The following is a 23,318-nucleotide window of genomic DNA, read 5'->3' as shown; positions in this document are numbered from 1 at the left end:
TTAATACTGAACTTCTGAGGTATCAATGACCATGAAAGGACAAGAGACCCGTGGCTTCCAGTCAGAGGTAAAACAACTTCTGCAACTGATGATCCACTCCCTCTACTCAAATAAAGAGATCTTTTTACGTGAGCTGATTTCGAACGCTTCCGATGCCGCTGATAAACTGCGTTTCCGTGCACTGTCTGTGCCGGATCTGTATGAAGGTGACGGAGAGTTACGGGTTCGCCTATCCGTGAATAAAGAGCAACGTACTCTGACTCTGAGTGATAACGGTATCGGGATGAGCCGCGAGGACGTTATTGACAACCTGGGAACCATCGCTAAATCCGGTACTAAAGCCTTCTTGGAGTCCATGGGCTCAGACCAGGTTAAAGACAGCCAGTTAATCGGTCAGTTCGGGGTCGGTTTCTACTCTGCCTTCATTGTGGCGGACAAAGTGACGGTACGTACCCGTGCCGCCGGTGCGCCTGCTGACCAGGGGGTGTTCTGGGAATCTGCCGGTGAAGGCGAGTACACCTTGGCGGATATCGAAAAAGCTGATCGCGGTACCGAAATTACCCTGCATATGCGCGAAGGGGAAGATGAGTTCCTCGATACTTGGCGCGTGCGTAACATCGTCAGCAAATATTCTGACCACATTGCGCTGCCGGTGGAAATTGAAACCACGGATGAAGAAACTGGCACCACTACTTGGGAAAAAGTGAACAAAGCCCAAGCGCTGTGGACCCGTAATAAGTCAGAGATCACCACAGAAGAGTATAACGACTTCTACAAACACATCGCCCATGACTTCACCGATCCGCTGATCTGGAGCCATAACCGCGTCGAAGGGAAGCAGGAATATACCAGCCTGTTATACATTCCAGCTCAGGCGCCTTGGGACATGTGGAACCGCGATCATAAACATGGTCTGAAGCTCTATGTTCAGCGCGTCTTTATTATGGATGATGCCGAGCAGTTTATGCCGAACTATCTGCGTTTTGTGCGCGGGCTGATTGATTCCAATGATCTGCCACTGAACGTCTCTCGTGAAATCCTGCAGGATAGCCGTGTGACCCAGACCCTGCGTGGTGCCTTGACCAAGCGTACCCTGCAGATGCTGGAGAAACTGGCGAAAGATGATGCCGCTAAGTATCTACAGTTCTGGAAAGCCTTTGGCCTGTGCTTGAAAGAAGGTCCGGCGGAAGATGCCGGTAACGCCCAAGCGATCGCTAAATTGCTGCGTTTTGCCTCGACTCACAACGACAGCTCCGAACAGACAGTCACCCTGGAAGAGTACCTCGGCCGGATGGCAGAAGGGCAGGAGAAGATCTACTACATCACCGCCGACAGCTATGCTGCCGCCAAGAACAGCCCGCATCTGGAACTGTTCCGTAAGAAAGGTATTGAAGTCCTGTTGTTATCCGATCGTATCGATGAGTGGATGATGAGCTACCTGACCGAGTTCGACGGTAAATCGTTCCAGTCAGTGAGCAAAGCGGATGACGCCTTAGACAAACTGGCCGACGAAGAGAACGAACAGCAGAAAGAGAGCGAGAAAGCCCTTGAGCCATTCGTTGAGCGCGTCAAAACCCTGCTAGGGGAGCGGGTAAAAGATGTCCGTCTGACCCATCGTCTCACCGATACTCCGGCCATTGTGGTCACCGATGCGGATGAGATGAGCACCCAGATGGCAAAACTGTTTGCTGCTGCCGGTCAGGAAGCACCGGAAGTGAAGTACATCTTCGAAATTAATCCGGACCATACCCTGGTGAAGAAAGCTTCCGAAGCCAGTGATGATGCTCGTTTCGCGGATTGGGTAGAGCTGCTGTTAGATCAAGCCCTGTTCGCCGAACGTGGAACTCTGGAAGATCCAAACCAGTTTATCCGCCGTATGAACCAGTTATTACTGGCCTGATTAGCCTCAGAACACCGGCCCGCAGATGCGGGCCTTTTTTGTGGTCAGACAAGCAGTGTTGAATGCCGCTGATTAGCTGCCGATGTTACCGATAACCTCAGGGTTATGGCAGCAAATGCCAGTCAGAGCGGTGATTTCGTCCGCCCTTTCCTTGTGGAGCGGGGGACATGATGGTATGTTTTGGCCCTTCTCAGAATTATCAAACGCGATTCGCAAGAGGTACTACGCAATGCGTATTATTTTGCTCGGAGCTCCGGGCGCAGGTAAGGGAACTCAGGCACAGTTCATCATGGAGAAATACGGCATTCCGCAGATTTCTACTGGGGATATGTTACGTGCAGCAGTTAAAGCGGGCACTGAACTGGGCCAGCAGGCCAAAGCCATTATGGATGCCGGCAAACTGGTCACCGATGAGCTGGTGATTGCACTGGTTAAAGAGCGTATTGCGCAGGAAGACTGCCGTAACGGTTTTCTGCTGGACGGTTTCCCGCGGACTATCCCGCAAGCGGATGCCATGAAAGAAGCCGGTATCAATGTTGATGTGGTACTGGAATTCGCCGTACCGGATGAAGTGATCGTAGATCGCATCATTGGTCGTCGTGTCCACGCCGCATCTGGCCGTGTTTACCACGTCACCTACAATCCGCCGAAGCAGGAAGGTCTGGATGACGTCACTGGCGAAGCGCTGAGCATCCGTAAAGATGATCAGGAAGAGACGGTACGTAAGCGTCTGGTGGAATATCACCAGATGACGGCACCGCTGATTGCTTACTACAGCAAAGATGCGGCAGAAGGACTGACCCGTTATCAGAAGATTGACGGTACCCGCCCGGTGGCGGAAGTGAGTCAGCAGCTGGCCACTATCCTTGGCTAATGCCCTTAACGGACCGTCTTTCTACGGTCCGTTTTCTTTCCCGCTGCTCCCCTGCAAAAAATTCGCTACAATTACCCTTTCCCTGCATAAGCTCATAAACAAGGAATTACGATGAAGCACGACAAGCCAGGTGTGTTACTGGTCAATCTGGGGACGCCTGATGCGCCGACCCCGGCGGCAGTTAAGCGGTATCTGAAGCAGTTTCTGAGTGATAAGCGGGTGGTCGATGTCCCAAATCTGATCTGGTGGCCGGTATTACGTGGCGGGATCTTGCCACTGCGCTCACCACGGGTGGCTAAACTTTACGCCTCAGTATGGATGGAAGAGGGGTCTCCGTTACTGGTGTACAGTAAACGACAATGCGATGCCTTGGCAGCCATGATTGATATACCGGTCGCGCTGGGAATGTCTTATGGTAATCCGTCACTGCAAAGTGGTGTCGAAGCGCTGCTGGAGCAGGGCGTCACCCGCCTGATCGTCTTACCGCTCTATCCACAATTCTCCTCGTCAACGGTGTCTGCCGTCTGGGACGGGTTACACAGTATCTTTCGTAAGCGGCGCTCTCTACCGGGCATCCATTTGATCCGCGACTACGCGACCCATCCGGCTTATATCGCCGCCCTGAAGGCATCCGTCGAGCGTGCTTTTGCTGAGCATGGCAAACCGGATCTGCTGCTGCTCTCTTTCCACGGCATTCCACAGCGTTTCGCCGATCAGGGGGATGATTACCCAGAGCGGTGTGAAGCCACTACCGCTTGCCTGCGTGAAGCCTTAGGTATGAGCGACAGTGAACTGATCATGACCTACCAGTCCCGTTTTGGACGTGAGCCTTGGTTGATGCCCTACACCGATGAAACCATCAAAACCCTGCCTGGCAAAGGGGTCCGTCATATCCAGGTGATGAGCCCAGGCTTTTCTGCAGACTGTTTGGAAACCTTGGAAGAAATCAACGAGCAGAACCGTGAGTTCTTCTTACATGCTGGCGGGGAAAAATTTGAGTATATTCCGGCACTGAATGATGATGCCTTACATATCCAGATGATGGCGGAGTTGGTCAACGCACAGCGATGAAAGGCCGTTAATGGGCAGGAGTATGCTACTATCTGCGGTTTACTCCTGCGATTAACTGAATACTATGAAATTTCCCGGCCATCGTAAATCCAAACACTACTTCCCGGTGAGTGCCCGCGACCCGCTACTGCAAACTGCTCCAGCGGTGATGGAGATGATCTCACCGGTGGTAGGTATCGACCAGACAATGGTCGATATTGAAGCCAAAGTGGATGATGCCTTTCTTGAACGCTACGGCTTAAGCCGTGGTCATTCGTTGGTGATTGATAATCAGGTAGCAGAAGCGCTGTATCAGGAACTGCGGCAGCAGCAACTGATCAGCCATCAATTTGCTGGCGGTACTATTGGCAATACCCTGCACAACTACTCCGTGCTGGCGGATGACCGCTCAGTACTGCTTGGCGTTATGTGCAAAAATATCAATATCGGCGACTATGCCTACCGCTACCTGTGTAACACCTCCAGTAAAGTCGACCTTAACTGCCTACAGGGCGTGGAAGGCTCTATAGGCCGGTGTTATACCCTGATCGGCGACAACGGCGAACGCACCTTTGCCATCAGCCCTGGCGATATGAACCAGTTGCACCCCGACAGCATTCCCGAAGCGGTGATTGCCGAAGCCTCGGCGCTGGTGCTGACCTCGTATCTGGTGCGGGCTAAGGAAGGGGAGCCGATGCCGCAGGCCACCATGAAAGCGATAGAGTATGCCAAGAAACATCAGGTGCCGGTGGTTCTAACCCTTGGCACTCGCCATGTGATTGCCGAAAACCCACAGTTCTGGCGAGACTTTCTGCAACAACATATCTCTATTGTGGCGATGAACGAGGAAGAAGGCTGTGAGCTGACCGGGGAAAGTGACCCGCTATTGGCCGCGGATCAGGCGCTGCAATGGGTAGATTTGGTGCTCTGTACCGCCGGACCTGCCGGACTGTATATGGCGGGCTTCACTGATGACAATGCCAAACGTCAGACCAATCTGCCACTGCTGCCTGGGGCCATTGCCGAGTTTAACCAGTATGAGTTCAGCCGAGCCATGCGTTATGCGGACTGTCAGCAACCGGTAAAAATCTTTTCGCACATTGCGCCCTATATGGGCGGACCTGAGAAAATCATGAATACCAACGGTGCCGGTGACGGTGCATTGGCAGCGGTACTGCATGATATTTCGGCCAATAATTATCATCGCCGAACGGTGCCGAATTCTGCCAAACATAACCAGCCGTTCCTCACCTATTCCTCGCTGGCACAGGTGTGTAAGTATGCTAACCGGGTCAGTTATCAGGTGCTTAATCAGCACTCACCGCGCCTGAGCCGCGGCCTACCGGAACGTGAAGATAGCTTAGAAGAGGCTTACTGGGATCGCTGATCCGTAGGTTGGATCACCGCCGGAAGGATCCGGCGGCGATAATCCTTTAGCCGTGACGGGCAATATCGGCAAAATTGGCATTCAGCAATGCCGCTAGGTCGGCTGGGGCGAGAGAGATATCTAATCCGCGTTTGCCCCCAGAAATATAGATCTGTGGCTGGGGTGAGGCACTGGCATCAATCACCGTTGGCAGCCGTTTTTTTTGCCCCAGCGGGCTGATGCCCCCGACCAAATAACCCGTCACCCGTTGTGCCAGCTGTGGATCCGCCATATCGGCTTTTTTCGCCCCTAACGCTTTAGCGACTTTTTTCAAATCCAGTTGTGTGGCCACCGGCGTGACTGCCACCGCTAGTTGCTTGCCATCTCCGTTCAAAGACACCAGCAGGGTCTTAAATACCTGGGAAGCATCCAGTTGCAGCTTACGAAGCACCTCATCACCAAAGTTAGTTTCATTACTGTCGTGATCATAGTGATGGACCTGAAAAGGGATCTTCTGTTTCTCCAATAGATTGATGGCGGGAGTCATAGGTTTTCCTTGTTATCCAAAAAAAAATCAGCTCGGTCAGCGGCTAAACAGCGACGGCAGATTATGCTCGGCATACAGATGCAGTGCGCCCACGGCCGCCAGATAACGGCCAGCAGGAAGTTGCAAAAAAGCCTGCTGCCACTGCTGATTACGCTGGCGGATCAGGACATCGCTGAGTGACTGTCCGAATGAGGAGGGCAGCAGACCCTCGGGCATCTGGTGTCGCTGGTGTCGCGGTGGGCCTTCAAGCCACCAGCTTATCATGGTCTGTAATAATCGAGCATTGGTATGCCAATGTTCCAGTGAGTCATCCAGCAGTTGTTGGCCGTCATCGGGCAGGGCGGTCAACATTGCCATCTGGGTATCTGCCCCCTCCAGCTCAATCACCGGTTTATTCAGGTCTCTGGCCGCCTGCAATAATTGATAATCTATGCCGTATTCTGGGCGCAGTCCTAAACGCATGGCCTGATGGCTTTGCAGCATCAGGGCAATCTGCCAGGCGGGTAACCGGTCTAGGTTATCAATAGACAGGTCTGATTCGGCACAGCGTTGGCGAAGTGCCGCCAGTAGTTCCGCTGACAACCGCTGCGCCAACGGCGGACGGTCACTGCTGTTTGGCATTACTGCGGGTATATTCAGAATATCCGCCTCAACAATCAGCGCCGTCGCCGCCTGTAACTGTTTTAGCAATGGGTCAGGCAGCGGCGACATTGGCCGGGTCCCCATATGAATACTGCCGACCAAATGGATACGGCTATTAGGCAGCTGTAAATCCACCGCCGGCCAGGGGTAACTGACCGGATGAAGGAGCTGCCAGCAAGTCTGCAGGAATGTGCGGAATCTCATGATAAGCCTATCCTTTGCTGTCCGCCGGCGCTGAATTATCGGGTAGCGTCTGGGGACCGCGGAGTCTGCTGCGGTAACCTGTAGCGTAACAGGCGGTTAGCATTGCTGACTACTGTTATTGATGACAGCGCCATCGCGGCTCCGGCAATCACTGGGTTCAACAGGGTGCTGGTCAGGGGATAGAGTACCCCGGCTGCCACCGGGATCCCCAGACAGTTATAGACAAAGGCACCGGCCAGATTCTGTTTCATATTTCGCAGCGTTGCTCGGGCAATCAATAAGCCATCAGCAATGGCCTGCAGGTCCTGTCTCATCAGAGCCAAGCTGGCGGTTTCGATGGCAATGTCACTGCCGCCACTCATCGCAATCCCTGCATCTGCTTGCGCCAAGGCCGGAGCATCGTTAATACCATCACCGACCATTGCCACCCGTCTTCCCTGCTGCTGCAGTTCGCGCACCGTCGCGGCTTTCTGATCTGGGAGGACTTCGGCAATCACTCGATGGATACCGGCCCGAGCGGCGATCACTTCTGCAGTTTTTTGACGATCCCCACTGAGTAACAATACCTCTAGGCCCTGCTCAGAGAGTTGCTTGACCACCGCGGCGGCTTCTGGGCGCAGTGGATCGCTGATGGTAAACAGGGCAGCCAGTTGCTGATCAATAGCCAGCAGCACCGGTGTTTCCCCCTGTTCTGCAGCGCCCTCCATTGCAGTCTGAGCGGAGGACAGGTCAATCTTTTCATCACTCAACAGTGCCGCGTTGCCCAACAGGATCTGTCGCCCAGCCACTTCCGCCCTTAGCCCTTTGCCGGGTAACGTCGTCAGGCCGTAGGTGGTAGCTAAAGGTTTATTTCCGGCACGGGCAATGATTGCCGCAGCCAGTGGGTGAGAGGAGTGACTCTCTGCCGCCGCCGCATTGTCCAACACCTGTTGCTCATCAAAGCCATTAAACAGCTTAATGGCGGTGACGGTCGGTTTACCGAGGGTCAAGGTACCGGTCTTATCGAAAATGACCGTATCAATGTTGCTGGCCTGCTGCAGCGCATCGGCATCTTTCACCAGTACTCCAGCTTCTGCTGCCCGGCCGACACCGGCTATCACCGACATCGGGGTGGCTAATCCTAGGGCGCAGGGGCAAGCAATGATCAGCACGGTAGTGATCACCACCATACTGTAGGCAAACTGCGGTTGTGGGCCAACCAGATACCAAATCAGTCCGCTGAGCAGCGCAATCACAATCACTGTGGGCACAAAAACTGCTGAAATCTTATCGGCCAGCTGGCCGATCTGCGGTTTACTACTCTGGGCATTACGGACGAGGCTAATAATGCGCGCCAACGAGGTATTACGCCCGGTGGCGGTAGTGCGGAAGGTCAGGTTACCGTCACTCACCAGGGTGCCCGCATGGACGTTATCACCGTGCTGTTTTTTCTGAGGCCAAGCTTCACCGGTTAGCATCGCTTCATCCACTAGCCCCTGACCCTCGGTTACTTCACCATCTACCGGGACTCGGTCACCTGCCCGCAGGCGGATCATCATGCCAGCACTGATCTCACTGACTGGGACGATTTTATCTCCCTCGGCAGTCATTACCCGCGCGGTATCTGGCGTCAGGTCGAGTAATTTTTGCAGTGATTGTGAGGCATGCTGACGGGCCCGCTGCTCTAGGGCATGGCCGAGGTTGATCAAGCCGATGATCATAGTACTGGCTTCAAAATAGAGATGGCGTGCCGCCGCTGGAAAGCTGTCCGGACGTAGGACCACCGCCGCTGAATACAGCCAAGCAACCGCTGTTCCCAGCGCCACTAGTGTATCCATAGTCGCGGTGCGGTTACGCAAACTTTTCCATGCGCTACGGTAAAAATGCCCCCCGGCAATGATCATCACTAGCAGGGTAATAACACTAATCCCTTGCCAGGCCCGCAGATTATCTGCGGTCAGCATCATATTATGACCGACCATGCCCCAGATCATCACCGGAATGCCCGTCAACAGAGCCAACCCAGCTTGCCAGCTGAAACGGATAAACTGTTGCCGCCCGCTTTTTTGTTGCTCTGCACGCCGCTGCTGGTCATCGCGCATCAGCCGTGCAGAATAACCGGCGTGACTGACAGCCGCCAGTAACGCTTGAGGGTCCGGATGCCCGGAAACCAGTGCACTGCGATCCGCCAGATTAACCCGTGCTCGACTGACTTCTGGCACTTTTGCTAGGGCAGTCTCGACTCGGCTTACGCAGCTGGCACAACTCATCCCATCGATCAGCAGTTGCAGATCATCCGCGACAGATTCATTTTCGGGGGGCGATGTCTCCGCTACCATCGGTGCAACGCTCTCGGTGTCAGGGGAGGGCGTCGTGGCCGGGGGCCATGAACCCGCGTCGGTGGTGCCCTCTGTGGCTTGATAACCTGCCCGCTCGATAGTCTCAATCAGCGACTGGGCTGAAGCACTGCTATCAATGACCGCTCGCTCAAGGGTCACCTGTACGTCCGACACATCGGGGCGTTGTTCCAGCACTTCTGTGACGCGACCGATACAGTGATCGCAGCTCAGACCGCTTAGCGAGAGTGTGATAGTTGCCGGATCAGAAGCCGCTGCCAGCCCGTCCGGCGCGGGTGCTGTTGCTGTCAGCGGTTTAGGCTTTGGGAGGCTGTCGCCCTGTGCCAGAGTGGCGTGATAACCCGCCTGTTTGATGGCCTCAATCAGTGCCTGTGGCGTCGCCTCTCCGGTGACTACCGCCTGATCCAAACTTACCTCGGCTTCAGACACATCATCACGTTTTTCTAGCACCTCTTTGACACGCTTAACACAATGTCCACAGGACAGCCCCTGTAGGGCCAGAGTGGTAGTATCAGACATCGCTATTCTCCTGCTTTTTGTTAACGTAAATCAGTTACGCTAATTAAAGTGTAAACCTTCCACTAAGGTTAAGGTCAAATACTTACCGCGTTGCGGAAACCGTCCTCACGGAGAGAGTCTATGAATATCAGTGATGTTGCCCGGAAAACCGGGTTATCCGGTAAAGCGATTCGCTTTTATGAACAGAAAGGGATCATCAGCCCACCGGAACGCAGTGCCAATGGCTATCGCAGCTATGTGAATCATCATATTGAAGAGTTAACGCTGCTGCGTCAGGCTCGCCTTGTGGGGTTCAGCCTTGAAGAGTGTCGTGAGCTGGTGGCGATGTTTAATGATCCACAACGGCATAGCGCCGATATCAAACAACGTACCTTGCAGAAAGTGCGTGACCTGGACCGGCAGATGGAAGAACTGACTCGGATGCGTCAACGATTGGTGGCCCTGGCAGAAAGCTGCCCCGGTGATCAGGGGGCAGCCTGTCCGATCATTGATTCCTTAGCAGGCTGTTGTGCAGCACAGGCCCGTCCGCAAGAGGATCAGTAAAGCAGCGAGTAAAGTTGACGACGGAACTTACCGGCCAGAGAATCCCCGGTGCCTAAGGCTGCCAAGATCTCTTGGAAGGTTTTACGCAGTTCACCGCCACCGGCGGCTAAGTCGGATTTCAAAAAGCCGAACAGCAGTTCCAGTGCTTCCTCATTACGACCTACTTGGTGGAATTGGATCGCCAGTTTGCCGGCCAGATCGCTGTTGCTAGGATCGTCGGCCAATGCCGACTGCAACTGCTGGATCTCCGGAGTATCCGCCGCTTGACGCAGTAGGTCGATCTGCGCGATCAACCCCTGATAGCGACTGTCCTGATCCTGTAACGGGACATGTTTAAGTACCTCTTCCGCTTCATCACTGCGGTTAAGGGAAATCAGGGTTTCTGCTAGCACAAAGCCAATGTCGCTGGCCTGCTGGCTAAGTTGCCAAGCCTCTTTCAGTAGCGGTAGCGCTTCTAGGGGCTTCTCTTCCGCCAGCAATGCCTGCGCCTGCTGCAGTTTAAGCTCTTCTTCCCGTGGTAGTACTGACTGCAACAGGTTACGGATTGCTTCTTCCGGTTGCGGACCTTGGAAACCATCCACCGGCTGACCGTCTTTAAACAGGTAAACCGTCGGGATGGCACGCAGACCAAACTGAGAAGCGATCATCTGTTGCTCATCACAGTCAAGCTTCGCCAGCAAAAACTGCCCCTGATACTCAGCGGCCAGTTTATCCAGTATCGGCGTCAGTTCCTGGCAGTGTTGGCTGCGGGCAGACCAGAAATAGAACAGCACTGGCACCTGCGTGGACTGTTCAAGGGTCTGTTGCAGGTTAGATTCATTAACGTCAATAATCTGGGCTTGTTGTAACATACGCGGTAGGTCCTTGGTCTGAAAATGAGTACCATTATCCCTCTGATATGGGGGAGTTTTCCTGAACTTCAAGCGGCTATTTTCGGTCCGACGAATGACTGTTTAAAATCCGGTCTAACAGTATGCCGGGCAGTAGACGCCGCGCAATAGACATCACATGGGCCACCACAGTTACCGGATAGCGCTGGCGCGGATAGCGGCTTTCCAGCGCATGGCGGATTTTTGGTAACACCGCTTCCGGCGGTAGGGTAAAGCGGGCCGCGATCCCCGGGTTAGTTACCGGCGAGGAGGTATTGGTCTGCACCACACTCTGTGAGAAAGCGGTGGAAATGGGGCCCGGTTCAATCAGGCTGACACGGATGTTATTGTCTTCTTGCTCCATACGTAGCGCGTCTGACCAAGCCTCCAAGGCATATTTACTGGCAGCATAGGCGCCACGGCCGGGAGTTGAAATCAACCCCATCACTGAGCTGGTATTAATGATCCGTGCTTGGCCTGCGGCTTTCAGTGCCGGTAGCAGCCGTGTGGTCAACTGGTGGACGCCAAAAAAGTTGGCGGAAAATTGCTGTTCCAGTTGTTCGCGGGTTAATTCATCGAGCGGACCGTAGACACCGAACCCGGCGTTATTAAATAACCCAAATAGCCGCCCGTCACACAGCGCGATCACCTGTTGTGCAGCCTGCTCGACACTGTCAGGATCATCGAGATCTAGCTGTACCCCTTCATAGCCCAGTTCATTCATCCGCCTGACGTCATCTGCTTTACGACAGGCGGCGATCACTCGATAACCGCGCTGCAGTAAATCTATGGCAGCCACCGCACCGATACCTGACGAACAGCCGGTAATTAAAATAGTCTTTTGCATAAACTCACACGATCCATCGGGAATTGACGCGCAGGATGCGCCCTGTTGTGAAAGTATTACACAGAAAACGGCGTCAAGGCCAATTAGGAGGGGGAGAAGCGCGGGCAAGGCCGCAGCCCTAATAAGGACTGCGGCACAGCAGGTCAGAGTATTTCGGTCGCCCAGCGGACGGCATCGGCATACTCTTCGGGTAACTGCTTGACCAGTGCCGACAGGTTGTCGGTCAGGCGCGCAGTGTCACTGTCGGTGAGATTGAGGTGGCCCAGTTTACGGCCCGGACGAACGTCTTTCTCATACCAGTGCAGGTGCACCAGTGGATGGATCAGCCACTGGTCATTTAGCGGCGTACCTATCAGGTTAACCATCACAGACGGCGCAAACACCACCGGTTGCGGTAGCGGCAGACCGGTAATGGCCCGCAAATGCAGTTCAAATTGACTCACCGACGCACCATTTTGTGTCCAGTGACCACTGTTGTGTACCCGTGGCGCCAGTTCGTTGATCAGCAGTCCTTCTGGCGTGATAAAACACTCCATGGCGATCACACCGACATAGTCTAGCTCCTGCATAATGGCGGTCAGCATGCTTTCTGCTTGATGCTGCAGGACAGCATCTGGCTGTGGCAGGGCCACACTGCATAATAGGATGCCGTTATGATGCAGGTTATGGGTCAGCGGATAAAACACCGTTTTGCCATCACGGCCACGGGCACCAACCAGCGACACTTCACCGGAGAAATTAATGCCTTTTTCGACAATACACTCGCCGTAGCACTCTTCTGGTAGAGTTAGACAGTCTTCGCGGCGCAGACGCCACTGACCGCGGCCGTCATAGCCACCGGTGCGGCGTTTAACAATTGCTAATTCACCCAGCGTATCAAACACCTGCGGCCACTCTTTAGCATCACTGAGTAACTGCCATGGCGAGGTTGCTAAACCAAGCTGATCAAGCAGTTGTTTCTGGGTCAGTCTGTCTGCCAGACGCGGGAAAATGTCGCGGTTAACGAAAGCAGGGTGACTGGCCAGCTCACGGGTCAGGGCTGTTTCTGGCCAGCGTTCGATTTCAGCGGTGATCACACTCTCACGAATAGGCAGCGAATCGGGTTCGGCATCGGTACCCACCGGATAAACGGCTATCCCTAAAGGTTCACCGGCTTGACGCAGCATCCGGCCCAGTTGTCCGTTCCCTAACACACATACAGATTTCATTATGCCTCCCGCGGGTCCGGATTATTCAGCACTGCTTCACTCTGGGCGGTGCGCCACTCATTTAGGCGGGTTGCCAGCGCTGGATCATTGACTGCCAAAATCTGAGCTGCCAGTAGGGCGGCATTGGCGGCACCGGCTTTACCGATGGCTAGAGTGCCTACCGGAATACCCCGTGGCATCTGTACGATAGAGTACAGACTATCAACGCCACTTAAGGCAGCGCTCTGTACTGGGACACCCAGTACCGGCACCAGTGTTTTCGCGGCCAGCATCCCCGGTAGGTGAGCTGCGCCACCGGCACCGGCGATAATTACATGGAAACCCTGCTGCTGAGCTGTTTCAGCAAAGCTGAACAGTTTGTCCGGTGTGCGGTGGGCAGAGACCACTTCAACGTGGTGCGCAAGATTCAGTTCGTTGAGAATTTCTGCAGCATACTGCATCGTAGCCCAGTCACTTTTAGAACCCATAATAATAGCGATACGGGCTGGGGCAGTATTCGACGACATGCGGACAACTCCTGTGAGTAAAAAAGACCTGAATTCAGACAGGTGATACACCCTGAAAAGGGCGTCAGGATAGCATGAGTCAGCGTGAAGGAAAACGGTTGCGTAGCGCCGCAACCGGACTACATCAGCGGAATTACCACGGGAAGGCGATCAGTCGTACCCCGTCTGTATTCACTTCAATCATCGATCCCTGCTGGTGCCAAGCACCCAATACCGCGCGGCGGGCAGGTTGGTGATCCACAGTCAAAGTATGAATTTCAGGGCGATGGGTATGACCGTGGATCAACAGCGAGGCCTGATTATCCTGCATCACCTGCTCAACTGCCTGCGGGTTAACATCCATAATTTCCATACTCTTATGCTGATTCGCCTGCTGGCTATCATTGCGTAACCGGGCAGCGACTTTCTGGCGTAGGGATAACGGCAGCATCAGGAAAATACGTTGTAACCAGGGCTGGTGTACTTTGCGGCGGAAACGCTGATAACCCTCATCATCAGTACAAAGGGTATCGCCGTGCATAATCAGCACCCGTTGACCATAGAGCTCCAGCAACTTCTGTTCCGGCAGCAACTGCATATGGCTACGCGCCGCATACTGTTTCCCTAGCAGGAAATCGCGGTTACCGTGGATAAAGTACACAGGGACGGGGAGGGCAGCCAGTGCCTCGGCCACTTGTTGATGCAAAGGCTCGGGATCATCATCGCCAATCCAGCTCTCAAACAAATCACCCAAGATATACAGTGCATCGCAATGTGTGGCTTCGCGCTGTAAAAAACGCAGAAAACCGGCAGTGATTGCCGGTTCCTGTTGGCAGAGATGTAAGTCTGCGATAAAAAGTGTTCGCGACATTACTCGCTGACGATCACTTTATTAATGACGACGTCTTCTTTAGGAACGTCCTGGTGCATACCGCTGCGGCCAGTAGAAACGCCTTTAATTTTCTCAACCACGTCCATACCTTCAACCACTTCGGCAAACACACAGTAGCCCCAGCCCTGCATGCTTTCGTCACGGAAGTTCAAGAAGTCGTTGTCTGCCACATTGATGAAGAACTGCGCGGTTGCAGAGTGTGGGGCAGAAGTACGGGCCATTGCCAGGGTTCCACGGGTATTTTTCAGACCGTTGTTCGCTTCGTTGCGGATTTCGGCTTTAGTATCTTTCTGGTTCATCCCTGGCTCAAATCCACCGCCCTGGATCATAAAACCGTTAATGACGCGATGGAAAATGGTATTGTCGTAAAAACCTTCGCGGCAGTACTCCAGGAAGTTTGCAACGGTTGCCGGGGCTTTATCATCAAATGTTTTGATTACGATATCGCCGAAGTTAGTCTGGAAAGTGACCATAATTTCATCCTGTCAGAGTTGTCGTTCAGTAGGGCTGCCTTCCCGGTCGTCGGAGCAGGCATTTACAGTCGTTCCTTATATCATAAAATTCATCTTTGCGGCAGTGGCTGGTAATCCGCTGGCCTCTGAGCTTGCTTTACGTCGCAGACCTGTGAAAAATACGGCACAATACGCGGAGTTATCGCACACGCAGAAACGGAAGAGTTAAATGCTAAAAATTTACAACACCAAGAGCAGACAAAAAGAGGAATTTAAACCTATCCATGCTGGAAAAATCGGCATGTACGTGTGCGGTATTACCGTTTATGACCTCTGCCATATTGGTCATGGCCGGACTTTCGTTGCCTTTGATGTGGTGTCCCGTTACTTACGTTATCTCGGTTATGAGTTGAACTACGTGCGTAATATCACCGACATCGATGATAAAATTATCAAACGTGCTAACGAAAACGGCGAAACTATCGGCCAGTTGACCGATCGCATGGTTGCTGAAATGCACAGTGATTTTGCTGCACTGGGTATTCTGCCGCCGGATTCAGAGCCGCGCGCCACCCGTCATATCGGTGAAATCATCGAACTGGTCGAAAAACTACTGCAACGTGGCCATGCCTATGTCGCGGCCAACGGCGATGTGATGTTCGATGTATTAAGTGATGCCCACTATGGTGAGTTATCCCGTCAGGATCTTGAGCAGTTACAAGCCGGTGCCCGTGTTGAAGTCGCCGATATCAAAAAGAACCCGATGGACTTCGTGTTATGGAAAATGTCCAAGTCTGACGAACCTTCTTGGCCATCACCTTGGGGAGCAGGGCGTCCGGGCTGGCATATCGAGTGCTCAGCCATGAACTGCAAACAGTTAGGCGAGCATTTTGATATTCATGGTGGCGGTTCAGACCTGATGTTCCCGCACCATGAAAACGAGATCGCTCAGTCAACCTGCGCCCATGGCGGTGAATACGTCAATTACTGGATGCACTCTGGGATGGTGATGGTTGACCGTGAAAAAATGTCCAAATCCTTGGGCAATTTCTTTACGGTGCGTGATGTATTAAGCCATTACGATGCGGAAACCGTCCGTTACTTCCTGATGTCCGGTCATTACCGTAGCCAGTTGAACTACGGTGAAGACAACCTCAAGCAAGCCCGTGCGGCGCTAGAACGGCTGTATACCGCGCTGCGTCACACAGACCCTTCTGCCAAACCAGCGGAGTGTGCTGACGCTGAGCAGCGTTTCCGTGATGCGATGAACGATGATTTCAATACCCCTGAAGCCTATCCGGTGCTGTTTGACCTAGCCCGTGAGGTTAACCGCCTGAAAACGGAAGACCCGGCAATGGCAGACTCGGTGGCGGCCAAACTCCGTCAGTTGGCTGAGGTTCTTGGGCTGTTACAGCAAGACCCGGAAACCTTCCTGCAGAGCACCGCGGGGGGTAATGATGATGAAGTGGCTGAGATCGAAGGTCTGATCAAAATGCGTAAAGACGCCCGTGAGAGCAAAAACTGGGCTCAGGCAGATATCGCCCGCGATAAGCTGAATGAACTGGGGATTATTCTCGAAGACGGACCACAGGGCACTACTTGGCGGCGTAAGTAAGCCAAAGCAAAAGGGCGTCCCTCGGGACGCCCTTGTTATCTACGTATTGTTAGTTAGTCAATGACCTTCACTGACTGACCGTCAAATGCCACGCTCTGGCCGCTGACAATTTTACAGCGCTTACGGGTTTCAACCTGCCCGTCTACCGTCACCAGCCCTTCGGCGATAAATGCTTTTGCCTGTGCACCGCTCTCTGACCAGCCTTCCAGCTTCAGTAAGTCACAGAGTTCAACATGGGGAAATTTTCCCAGTGAAAAGGTTGCCATTATTCTACTGCTCCATCGTGATATTCTTCACATGCCTGCAAAGTATTCTGAATTAAGGTCGCGACTGTCATTGGACCGACACCTCCCGGCACCGGTGTGATCCAGGATGCCCGTTGTGCGGCGGTCTCAAACTCCACATCGCCCACTACGCGCCCATCATCCAGACGGTTAATGCCTACGTCAACCACAACCGCGCCAGGCTTGATCCAATCACCGGGAATAAAGCTAGGTTTACCAACCGCGACCACCAGCAGATCGGCATTTTCCACATGCTGACGCAGGTTACGGGTAAAGCGATGGGTAACGGTAGTGGTACAACCCGCCAGCAGCAGTTCCAAGCTCATCGGACGGCCAACGATGTTAGAAGCACCAATGATCACCGCATTCAGACCAAAGGTCTCGATATTGCAACGCTCCAGCAGGGTCATGATGCCACGCGGGGTACAAGGGCGCAGCAGAGGGGCACGCTGACACAGACGGCCAACATTATAGGGATGGAAGCCATCGACATCTTTATCTGCGGCGATACGCTCCAGCACTTTCACGTTATCGATACCCGCCGGTAACGGTAACTGCACCAGAATTCCATCGATGTCGGCATCGTCGTTCAGCTTATCGATTAATGCCAGTAACTCATCTTCACGGGTAGTGTCAGGTAAGTCATAAGAGCGGGAAATGAAACCGACCTCTTCACAGGCTTTACGTTTACTGCCGACATAAATCTGTGATGCCGGGTTTTCACCGACAAGAACCACAGCCAAGCCTGGGGCACGCTTACCGGCCGCTAAGCGCTGTTTAACTTTATCCGCAACTTCTCGTCTTACTTGCTGCGCAATCGTTTTACCATCAATAATTTGTGCTGACATCGGAGTAAAATCCACGGAATTAGAAACATAAGGGAGATTCCCTATTCTGTCAGAAGCTTGACGCCCTGTCAGGCAAAGATTGGCGCTGTCTGTACAAAGCTTCAGCACTAAAACGCAATGCGGTGCAAAAACATTGACTCAGTGAGGAGTGACCGTATAATTCCACCAGCAAATCAAGGCGCCCTTAGCTCAGTTGGATAGAGCACCGGCCTTCTAAGCCGTAGGTCATAGGTTCGAATCCTATAGGGCGTACCATTTTCCCTTCCACTACAGTCCTGTAACGTCCACTAATCCCAGTAAATACGCACTTCAAAGCCATTCCTACGTCTACTAACGTCCACCTAAATCCATTGTAATCCACGATCAAGTGGGGGATATGAGTTTTCAGGCAATATCGTTAGGCATACAAAAAGCCAGAGTATGCTTTTTACTCATGCGAAGACAGCTCCTGCAACTTAAGAAACGGTAGCTTTTTCAGACTGACAAACACCCAGCAGAGTGTCACCGCTGCCGCCACATAAGCGACCAACCGTAAGCCTTGAGTCAGGTCATCACCACACGTGCTCAGGATAAGCCCAAAAACGGCGACTCCTGTTACGCCTCCCATTTGCCTTGCACAGTTAAAGTACGCCGAGGCAGACCCCGCAGTACCCTGTGTTGCCTGTGATAGCACGACATTGGTCATGACTGGCATAGCAAATGACGTCCCGCTTCCCAGGAGGATCATCGGTATGAACAACTGGTCAGCAGTCCAGGCTGGCGTAATAAAGAAAATTATCGCAAACCCTAGCATGCTGATCAGGCTTCCCAGGATGGAGAGTGTCCGAACAGAGAACCACGCTGAGAACCATTTTGAACAAAAATTTACGAGAGCGGTTAATGCCATCATCGGCATAAATGCGATACCTGTTTCAAGGGCCGATAAATGTAGCCGGTTCTGAAAGAAGATGCTGAAAATAAAGACAGCCCCGTAGAACACCAGGTTACACAGAAACCCAACGACCACAGCGCTGACTATCAATGGATTGTCTCTGACACCTCTCGCAATAACGGGATTTGTTGAACGGTTATCGACATGATGGAAAACCGCCATTAGCGCTACGCTCAGCACCAATGTGGTTAGAATTACAGGGTTCGCCCAGCCATAATTCCCGGCTTCAGTCAGCGTAAAGGTCAGCATTGCCAGCCCAAGTATGATAAACACCTGACTGGAGAGATTCATGTTGATGCTGGATTGCGGGCTCGCTGGTGCCAGACGCTGAATCACTATTACGCTCAACATCCCTAGGGGAAAGTTGATAAGAAACAGGCTTTTCCAGCCAAAAAACTTAATCAGCAGCCCGCCAGCAACCGGACCTGCCACAAGCGCAAGAGAGCCGGCAGCTGCCCACATCGCAATCGCGGATGCGCGTTCACGCGGATCTGAGAAATACTGGCGAAGAAGAGTAAGTGAGCTGGGCAATAAAAGTGCAGCTCCTATCCCCTGTATACCGCGGGTAAAATCAAGCCAGTAGATAGTCGGTGCCAGTGCACAGCATACAGATGCAGCGATGAAAAGCAGTACCCCGCTTATAAAGGTTTTTTTAGAACCAAAGCGATCAACAATGCTACCGGAGCTCAGCATTAATGCAGCAAAAACGAGTGCGTATGCATTAATAACCCATTCCAGATCCGAAACCGCAGCATCGTAGGCTTCTTTAAGCGAATGTAAACCAACATTAACTATGCTTACGTCAAGCTGGACAAGAACGATCCCCAGGCAGGATGCCGCAGTAAACAACCGCTTGCTGGTTTGTGTAATAGTCATATTATTTTCCCGTTGATAGATGTCTTTTCGTCGCCGACGAAAAAGATCATTTATTTCAGCCTTGCAGCCATCCCTTGAGTCAGGGAAAGGAACCAGCTGATATGTGCGGGAAATGATACTCTTCCTGAATGAGACTGATAATAATCAAAAATCCATAATACTTTCGTGAAAGTATCACCACTACGAAGGCATGGGAATATCAGCGGTTTTTATGCTGGTAAGGGCGAAGAGGGTATACGGGCCCTTCCCGATATTGAGACCGATGTGCCGTGGGCGATATCCCATAAACACGCTTGAAAACGGTACTGAAGGTACTTTCATTAGCATAGCCAAGTCTGAAAGCCAGATGTTTAACCGGCTCGCTGCTGAGCCTCAGCGCCCTGCTGGCGATATGCATCCGCCAGTGCGTGAGGTAACTCAAAGGTGTAGTTCCTGTCGCCTCGCTGAAACGCCGTGCGAAGCCTGCCCGCGACATACCAGAAATAGCCGCCAATTCAATCAGCTGCCAGTTCTTTTCCGGGGTTGTATGCATAGCTTCGACGGCTTTAAGAATTCGAGGTTCTTTCAATGCCCCCATCCAGCCGCTCATGCCTGAGTCTTCAGACAATATCCAACCACGAATCCCCTCAATCATAATGAGCTGCATCAGATGATTGCCTGCCAGTGACGCCCCCGGAAGCCAGGATAAATTTTCTTCATGAAGCCGGGCCATCAGCCAGTATAACGTTGAGGAAGATTCTGTCCCTGTCTTAATCGGGATTAGCACAGGAAGCACGCTCAGTAATTGACTGGCTGGCATCGGATCAATCTCCATTTTACCTGCCAACAGGATGCTGTCCTCACCGCCGTAATCCGCAATACCATTGCGTCTCTGATACGGGATGTTCTCCGAAGGGACGGCAGTCAGACCAGGATCTGTTGCCATTATAAAGGGGGCTGAGCGTGTCAGAATAAGTCCGTCACCTGGATGCAATCTGAGCCATTCCTTTTCCGCTTCCAGACGAAACCACAGGAACCCTTTGCGAATGGAGATAAATTTCATTCCGGTGAAGCCTGGATAACGCATAGACCAGCAAGAACCTGCGGACTGGCCGCTGGTGATGTAACTGCTTGCTGACAGCAGTTGCAGAACATCAGATAATGGGTCCATTGAGACTCTCGAATAAGTAATCGTTATTAGCCAATATTAAAATACCATTTTTCCTCTTTCCCATCTAACCCATTGAAGACCCGGGATACTTCTCTGTAAGGCGAAAAGAGTATGATTTAGTCATATTGTTTCTTTTCAAAAAAGAGCTATGTCAGCTTCTGGCACATAGCCTGCCCCATACAAATGTACAGCCTTATGCCTTCTAATCTATGCGGTAGGACTTTGTGGTGAGAGTCAAGTAAAATACAAAGGGGTAGTCAAATCTGATGCAATTATGCAGCATAACCTGAGTGGTTTCAGGCAGGCCGTAGCGGGAGTAGACGCGCGGGAAATCCCTTATTGTAGGTGACCAGTATCATACAATAAGAGTGCTGATGAGATGAGCATGACCGAGGAGTGAGGTGGGCGTTTAGCTTGCTTGCTATCGGTCAAATGTCCCCCACAAAAAGGGCTCGGAAAATTATTTGGGGGTATCTGTGATTTATCGATGATAAAAATACCAATTAATACATTGTGTTGAGTTTTTTTTATTGAATCCTATAGGGCGGCGGCAGCTTTATAGGCAGAAAGCCCTGCCGAACATCCCTGTTCAACTTCTATGCTTTATCGCCCCCTAACACCCTGAGCAGTTCCTCAACTGAATTGACGGCGCCTGCTGAGACGAGGAGCGAGCGTTGACAGTCCCAGGACATTGCATCGGCCGTACAATAATCGGCGGCACAGCTGAGGGCGACATCGTCATCCAGTAACCCGACGGGCACCCACACATAAGGTTGATTACGCAGGGTATTGGGGACGGTTGATCCACATGCGGCACAGAAATCGTTACGATATCCAGAAGGCTTCGACCAGCTGCCAATCGCTCCGTTTTCTGGGTGCCACTGAAACTGCGAGGCCGCCACCAAGGTCGCCAAATTGTGACCGGTGCCGGTTTGTTTACGACACAGTGAGCAGTGACAACGGTAAAATTTCAGCGGTGGGGTGAGCAGGCTAAAACGCACATTGCCACATAAGCAGCTACCTGAAATCATTGGTTTTTCTCCGCAGTAAAAACGTTTTCAAGAGTATGCCAGAAAGGGAGCAAGCTTCCACAGGGTATATTGCGGTATAGCGAAATCAGAGGGCGGAGTATCAGACAGGCCTGCGCGGGGTAAAGGAGTGGGGGCGGGCGAAGCATAGCGCGGGCAGCCGTGGATGCCCGCGTAGCGAGGGTTATTTACAGACCCAGTAGCCGGAAAGTGGTCGCGACAAACAGGCCAGCACGGCGATCAGACAAACTTCGATGGAGACTGACCAATAAATATGACCGAGGATCTCACTGCTCAGTTCGGCTGCATTCAGGTTCCATAACCAGCCGGTTTTCCCCATCGCATAGGCAGGATCACGAAAGCCCAACAGCGGGATCAGAAACCCGTGCATCACAACGGTGATCACTAAGCCGTAAAGTGCACCGTAACCTGCTCTGATTTTTGGCCAGTAGGCTGACAGCCAGACATACACAAAAGCGAAGGCAAAGCTGAACAACCAGTGATAGAGGGTAACCGCCCCTGATACGGTGATGCCCTGATAGAGATAATCTAAAGAATGGGCGTTGAAACCGCTCCAGCCTAGCCAGCTATCAATATGCGCAGCCGGTGGCGAGATTTCGCCGGCCATCCGTGGTGGCATATTCACTTCTGAACCCCATTTAACCAGTGAGCTCATAAATCCGCCCAGCAGCGTGGCGCGCAGTATAACCTGACGGTTGTTTTTAATATTCCACATATACAGTCCTTTTCCAGAGGTGACCGACAGGCTGCGTAGCGCATACCTGTTCCGGGAAAACACAGCCGTGTAGAGCCGTCTGCCAGTTCTTTTATACTGACTGGATAGGTGACGGCACACACGTTGCGGCACATTTAGCCGTTCGCTGACTAGGCTGTTATACGTGAAACATCCAGTGAACTTATTGATCAGGATTAGGATGTTATGATTTTGTAGCAGTTTTTCTTCACAGTTTCTGTTGGGAGAAGCCTTGTTTATAAAGTAATTCAGCGGCTTTGTAGGATAAAGCGATAACCGATATCGCTTCCAGTGCCAGACGAAGAAAACGGCGGATCTCTTTTTCATTTCAATAACCAGCACATTCATTACGGGGTTTACTCCAAGTCTTTCAACATTGGCGGTGCCTGTTGGGGAATGTCGATGCAAAATTCTGCGCCACCGCTAGGCTGATTACTGGCGCTAATGGTGCCTTGGTGCAAATGGACTATCGCATCACAAATCGCCAATCCTAGCCCGATACTGGGTATTGAGGACTCTTTGCTACCACGAAAGAATTTTTCAAAAATGCTCTGTTGCTGGCCCTGTGGGATACTGGGTCCATCATCGGTGACATGCAGCGTCAATCGCCCAGCCCCCACCGTGGCACTGAGGGTGATTTGTGGCGCATCGCCCCCGTATTTAACCGCATTTTCCAGCAAATTGACCAGTACTCTCTCCAACAGTGCCCCATCGATAAACGCCAGAATCAAGGGATCCGGTAGCGCGAGGGTGATATTCGTACTGATACCGGTACTCTCCAGCGACTGTAAGGCGCTACCCGCCAGTTCCTGTACCGTCATCCACTCCTGGTCAAGCGTGAAGCCGCCAGACTGATAGCGGGCCATGTCCAGCGAATTATTGACCGGTCAAGTTGTGCTGATAATTCGTCGGCGGATCTCTATTGCCTGACCAGTATGGGCGAAGTGTTCACGCTCCAAATCCAGTGCCAGGATTTCGGCTTGGGCAACAGCACCGTGAGGGGGGGGGGGGGCAGGTCGTGAGGCAATGCCGCCAAAAACGTATTACGCAATTTTCACGCTCACTATTGAGGCGCGTCTGATGCCCGCTAATCAGACG

22 protein-coding genes and 1 tRNA gene are annotated in these 23,318 nt (G+C 52.5%); 7 read left to right on the top strand and 16 right to left on the bottom strand.

Translation table 11 applies throughout. The features are described 5' to 3' along the window. Positions 1-31: 31 nt before the first annotated feature. The 4 genes from htpG to DW47_RS0107075 all read left to right on the top strand — a co-directional run bounded on the left by htpG (position 32) and on the right by DW47_RS0107075 (position 5,211). The gene (gene htpG, locus DW47_RS0107090; protein ID WP_038027295.1) at positions 32-1,900 is read left to right on the top strand and encodes a molecular chaperone HtpG; all 1,869 of its coding nucleotides are present in this window, start codon (positions 32-34) and stop codon (positions 1,898-1,900) included. Between the two features lie 229 nt (positions 1,901-2,129). After that, a complete protein-coding gene (gene adk, locus DW47_RS0107085; RefSeq protein ID WP_029685704.1) occupies positions 2,130-2,774 on the top strand; it encodes an adenylate kinase in 645 nt (214 codons plus the stop codon). A 111-nt stretch (positions 2,775-2,885) separates the two neighbouring features. After that, entirely contained in the window at positions 2,886-3,845 is a 960-nt protein-coding gene (gene hemH / locus DW47_RS0107080; protein WP_029685703.1) for a ferrochelatase, read from the top strand. Positions 3,846-3,909: 64 nt separating this feature from the next. Next, the gene (locus DW47_RS0107075; protein WP_029685702.1) at positions 3,910-5,211 is read left to right on the top strand and encodes an inosine/guanosine kinase; all 1,302 of its coding nucleotides are present in this window, start codon (positions 3,910-3,912) and stop codon (positions 5,209-5,211) included. 46 nt (positions 5,212-5,257) lie between these two features. Here DW47_RS0107075 and ybaK read toward each other — a convergent pair whose 3' ends face one another. Genes ybaK through DW47_RS0107060 form a run of 3 tightly spaced genes read right to left on the bottom strand, consistent with a single transcriptional unit; the run spans position 5,258 to position 9,438 of the window. Further along, positions 5,258-5,737 carry a Cys-tRNA(Pro)/Cys-tRNA(Cys) deacylase YbaK gene (ybaK, locus tag DW47_RS0107070; RefSeq protein WP_029685701.1) on the bottom strand — a complete coding sequence of 160 codons (480 nt, stop codon included), beginning with the start codon at positions 5,735-5,737 and terminating at the stop codon, positions 5,258-5,260. Positions 5,738-5,773: 36 nt separating this feature from the next. Next, the gene (locus tag DW47_RS0107065) at positions 5,774-6,583 is read right to left on the bottom strand and encodes a TraB/GumN family protein (protein ID WP_029685700.1); all 810 of its coding nucleotides are present in this window, start codon (positions 6,581-6,583) and stop codon (positions 5,774-5,776) included. A gap of 35 nt (positions 6,584-6,618) precedes the next feature. Next, entirely contained in the window at positions 6,619-9,438 is a 2,820-nt protein-coding gene (locus tag DW47_RS0107060) for a cation transporter (protein ID WP_029685699.1), read from the bottom strand. A 120-nt stretch (positions 9,439-9,558) separates the two neighbouring features. Here DW47_RS0107060 and cueR point away from each other — a divergent pair, with 120 nt between their 5' ends. Beyond that, positions 9,559-9,981 (top strand): Cu(I)-responsive transcriptional regulator, encoded by a 423-nt coding sequence (gene cueR, locus DW47_RS0107055; protein ID WP_029685698.1) that lies wholly within the window; start codon positions 9,559-9,561, stop codon positions 9,979-9,981. On the opposite strand, the gene DW47_RS0107050 is transcribed toward cueR, so the two are convergent. The 6 genes from DW47_RS0107050 to ppiB all read right to left on the bottom strand — a co-directional run bounded on the left by DW47_RS0107050 (position 9,975) and on the right by ppiB (position 14,755). Further along, positions 9,975-10,832, bottom strand: coding sequence for a co-chaperone YbbN (locus DW47_RS0107050; protein ID WP_029685697.1), 858 nt, complete (start codon positions 10,830-10,832; stop codon positions 9,975-9,977). The two genes, cueR and DW47_RS0107050, sit on opposite strands and share 7 nt — an antisense overlap. Positions 10,833-10,908: 76 nt before the next feature. Next, positions 10,909-11,697 (bottom strand): SDR family oxidoreductase, encoded by a 789-nt coding sequence (locus DW47_RS0107045; RefSeq protein ID WP_029685696.1) that lies wholly within the window; start codon positions 11,695-11,697, stop codon positions 10,909-10,911. Between the two features lie 143 nt (positions 11,698-11,840). Then, entirely contained in the window at positions 11,841-12,905 is a 1,065-nt protein-coding gene (gene purK, locus DW47_RS0107040) for a 5-(carboxyamino)imidazole ribonucleotide synthase (RefSeq protein ID WP_029685695.1), read from the bottom strand. After that, positions 12,905-13,411, bottom strand: a complete 507-nt coding sequence (purE, locus tag DW47_RS0107035) for a 5-(carboxyamino)imidazole ribonucleotide mutase (protein WP_029685694.1) — start codon at positions 13,409-13,411, stop codon at positions 12,905-12,907. The genes purK and purE overlap by 1 nt, the downstream gene beginning before the upstream one ends. Positions 13,412-13,544: 133 nt before the next feature. Beyond that, positions 13,545-14,261 (bottom strand): UDP-2,3-diacylglucosamine diphosphatase, encoded by a 717-nt coding sequence (locus DW47_RS0107030; RefSeq protein WP_029685693.1) that lies wholly within the window; start codon positions 14,259-14,261, stop codon positions 13,545-13,547. After that, on the bottom strand, positions 14,261-14,755 hold the full coding sequence (ppiB, locus tag DW47_RS0107025) for a peptidylprolyl isomerase B (RefSeq protein WP_029685692.1): 495 nt from the start codon (positions 14,753-14,755) through the stop codon (positions 14,261-14,263). Before ppiB ends, DW47_RS0107030 begins: the two co-directional genes overlap by 1 nt. A gap of 208 nt (positions 14,756-14,963) precedes the next feature. Between ppiB and cysS the strand changes: the two genes are divergently transcribed. Then, entirely contained in the window at positions 14,964-16,349 is a 1,386-nt protein-coding gene (gene cysS, locus DW47_RS0107020) for a cysteine--tRNA ligase (RefSeq protein WP_029685691.1), read from the top strand. A 53-nt stretch (positions 16,350-16,402) separates the two neighbouring features. Here the strand turns inward: cysS and ybcJ are convergent, their stop codons facing one another. Together ybcJ and folD are read right to left on the bottom strand one after the other, a co-directional pair. Then, entirely contained in the window at positions 16,403-16,615 is a 213-nt protein-coding gene (ybcJ, locus tag DW47_RS0107015; RefSeq protein ID WP_029685690.1) for a ribosome-associated protein YbcJ, read from the bottom strand. After that, the gene (gene folD, locus DW47_RS0107010) at positions 16,615-17,481 is read right to left on the bottom strand and encodes a bifunctional methylenetetrahydrofolate dehydrogenase/methenyltetrahydrofolate cyclohydrolase FolD (RefSeq protein ID WP_029685689.1); all 867 of its coding nucleotides are present in this window, start codon (positions 17,479-17,481) and stop codon (positions 16,615-16,617) included. Before folD ends, ybcJ begins: the two co-directional genes overlap by 1 nt. Positions 17,482-17,659: 178 nt before the next feature. On the opposite strand from folD, the gene DW47_RS0107005 reads away from it, so the two are divergent. Beyond that, a tRNA-Arg gene (locus DW47_RS0107005) sits at positions 17,660-17,736 on the top strand. Positions 17,737-17,908: 172 nt separating this feature from the next. Here the strand turns inward: DW47_RS0107005 and DW47_RS0107000 are convergent. The 5 genes from DW47_RS0107000 to DW47_RS0106980 all read right to left on the bottom strand — a co-directional run bounded on the left by DW47_RS0107000 (position 17,909) and on the right by DW47_RS0106980 (position 23,041). Next, complete coding sequence (locus tag DW47_RS0107000) at positions 17,909-19,288, bottom strand: MFS transporter (RefSeq protein WP_051150857.1); 1,380 nt, start codon at positions 19,286-19,288, stop codon at positions 17,909-17,911. A gap of 199 nt (positions 19,289-19,487) precedes the next feature. After that, positions 19,488-20,438, bottom strand: coding sequence for an AraC family transcriptional regulator (locus DW47_RS0106995; RefSeq protein ID WP_051150856.1), 951 nt, complete (start codon positions 20,436-20,438; stop codon positions 19,488-19,490). Positions 20,439-21,034: 596 nt separating this feature from the next. After that, positions 21,035-21,469, bottom strand: coding sequence for a GFA family protein (locus tag DW47_RS0106990; protein WP_029685686.1), 435 nt, complete (start codon positions 21,467-21,469; stop codon positions 21,035-21,037). A 181-nt stretch (positions 21,470-21,650) separates the two neighbouring features. Beyond that, positions 21,651-22,202: a YagU family protein gene (locus tag DW47_RS0106985; RefSeq protein ID WP_029685685.1), complete on the bottom strand. Its 552-nt coding sequence runs from the start codon at positions 22,200-22,202 to the stop codon at positions 21,651-21,653. Positions 22,203-22,576: 374 nt separating this feature from the next. Next, positions 22,577-23,041 carry an ATP-binding protein gene (locus DW47_RS0106980; protein WP_029685684.1) on the bottom strand — a complete coding sequence of 155 codons (465 nt, stop codon included), beginning with the start codon at positions 23,039-23,041 and terminating at the stop codon, positions 22,577-22,579. Positions 23,042-23,318: the final 277 nt, after the last annotated feature.

The sequence above is a fragment of the Tatumella saanichensis genome, assembly GCF_000439375.1.
GTDB lineage: Bacteria > Pseudomonadota > Gammaproteobacteria > Enterobacterales > Enterobacteriaceae > Tatumella > Tatumella saanichensis.
This window is presented reverse-complemented; position numbering and strand designations above follow the sequence as displayed.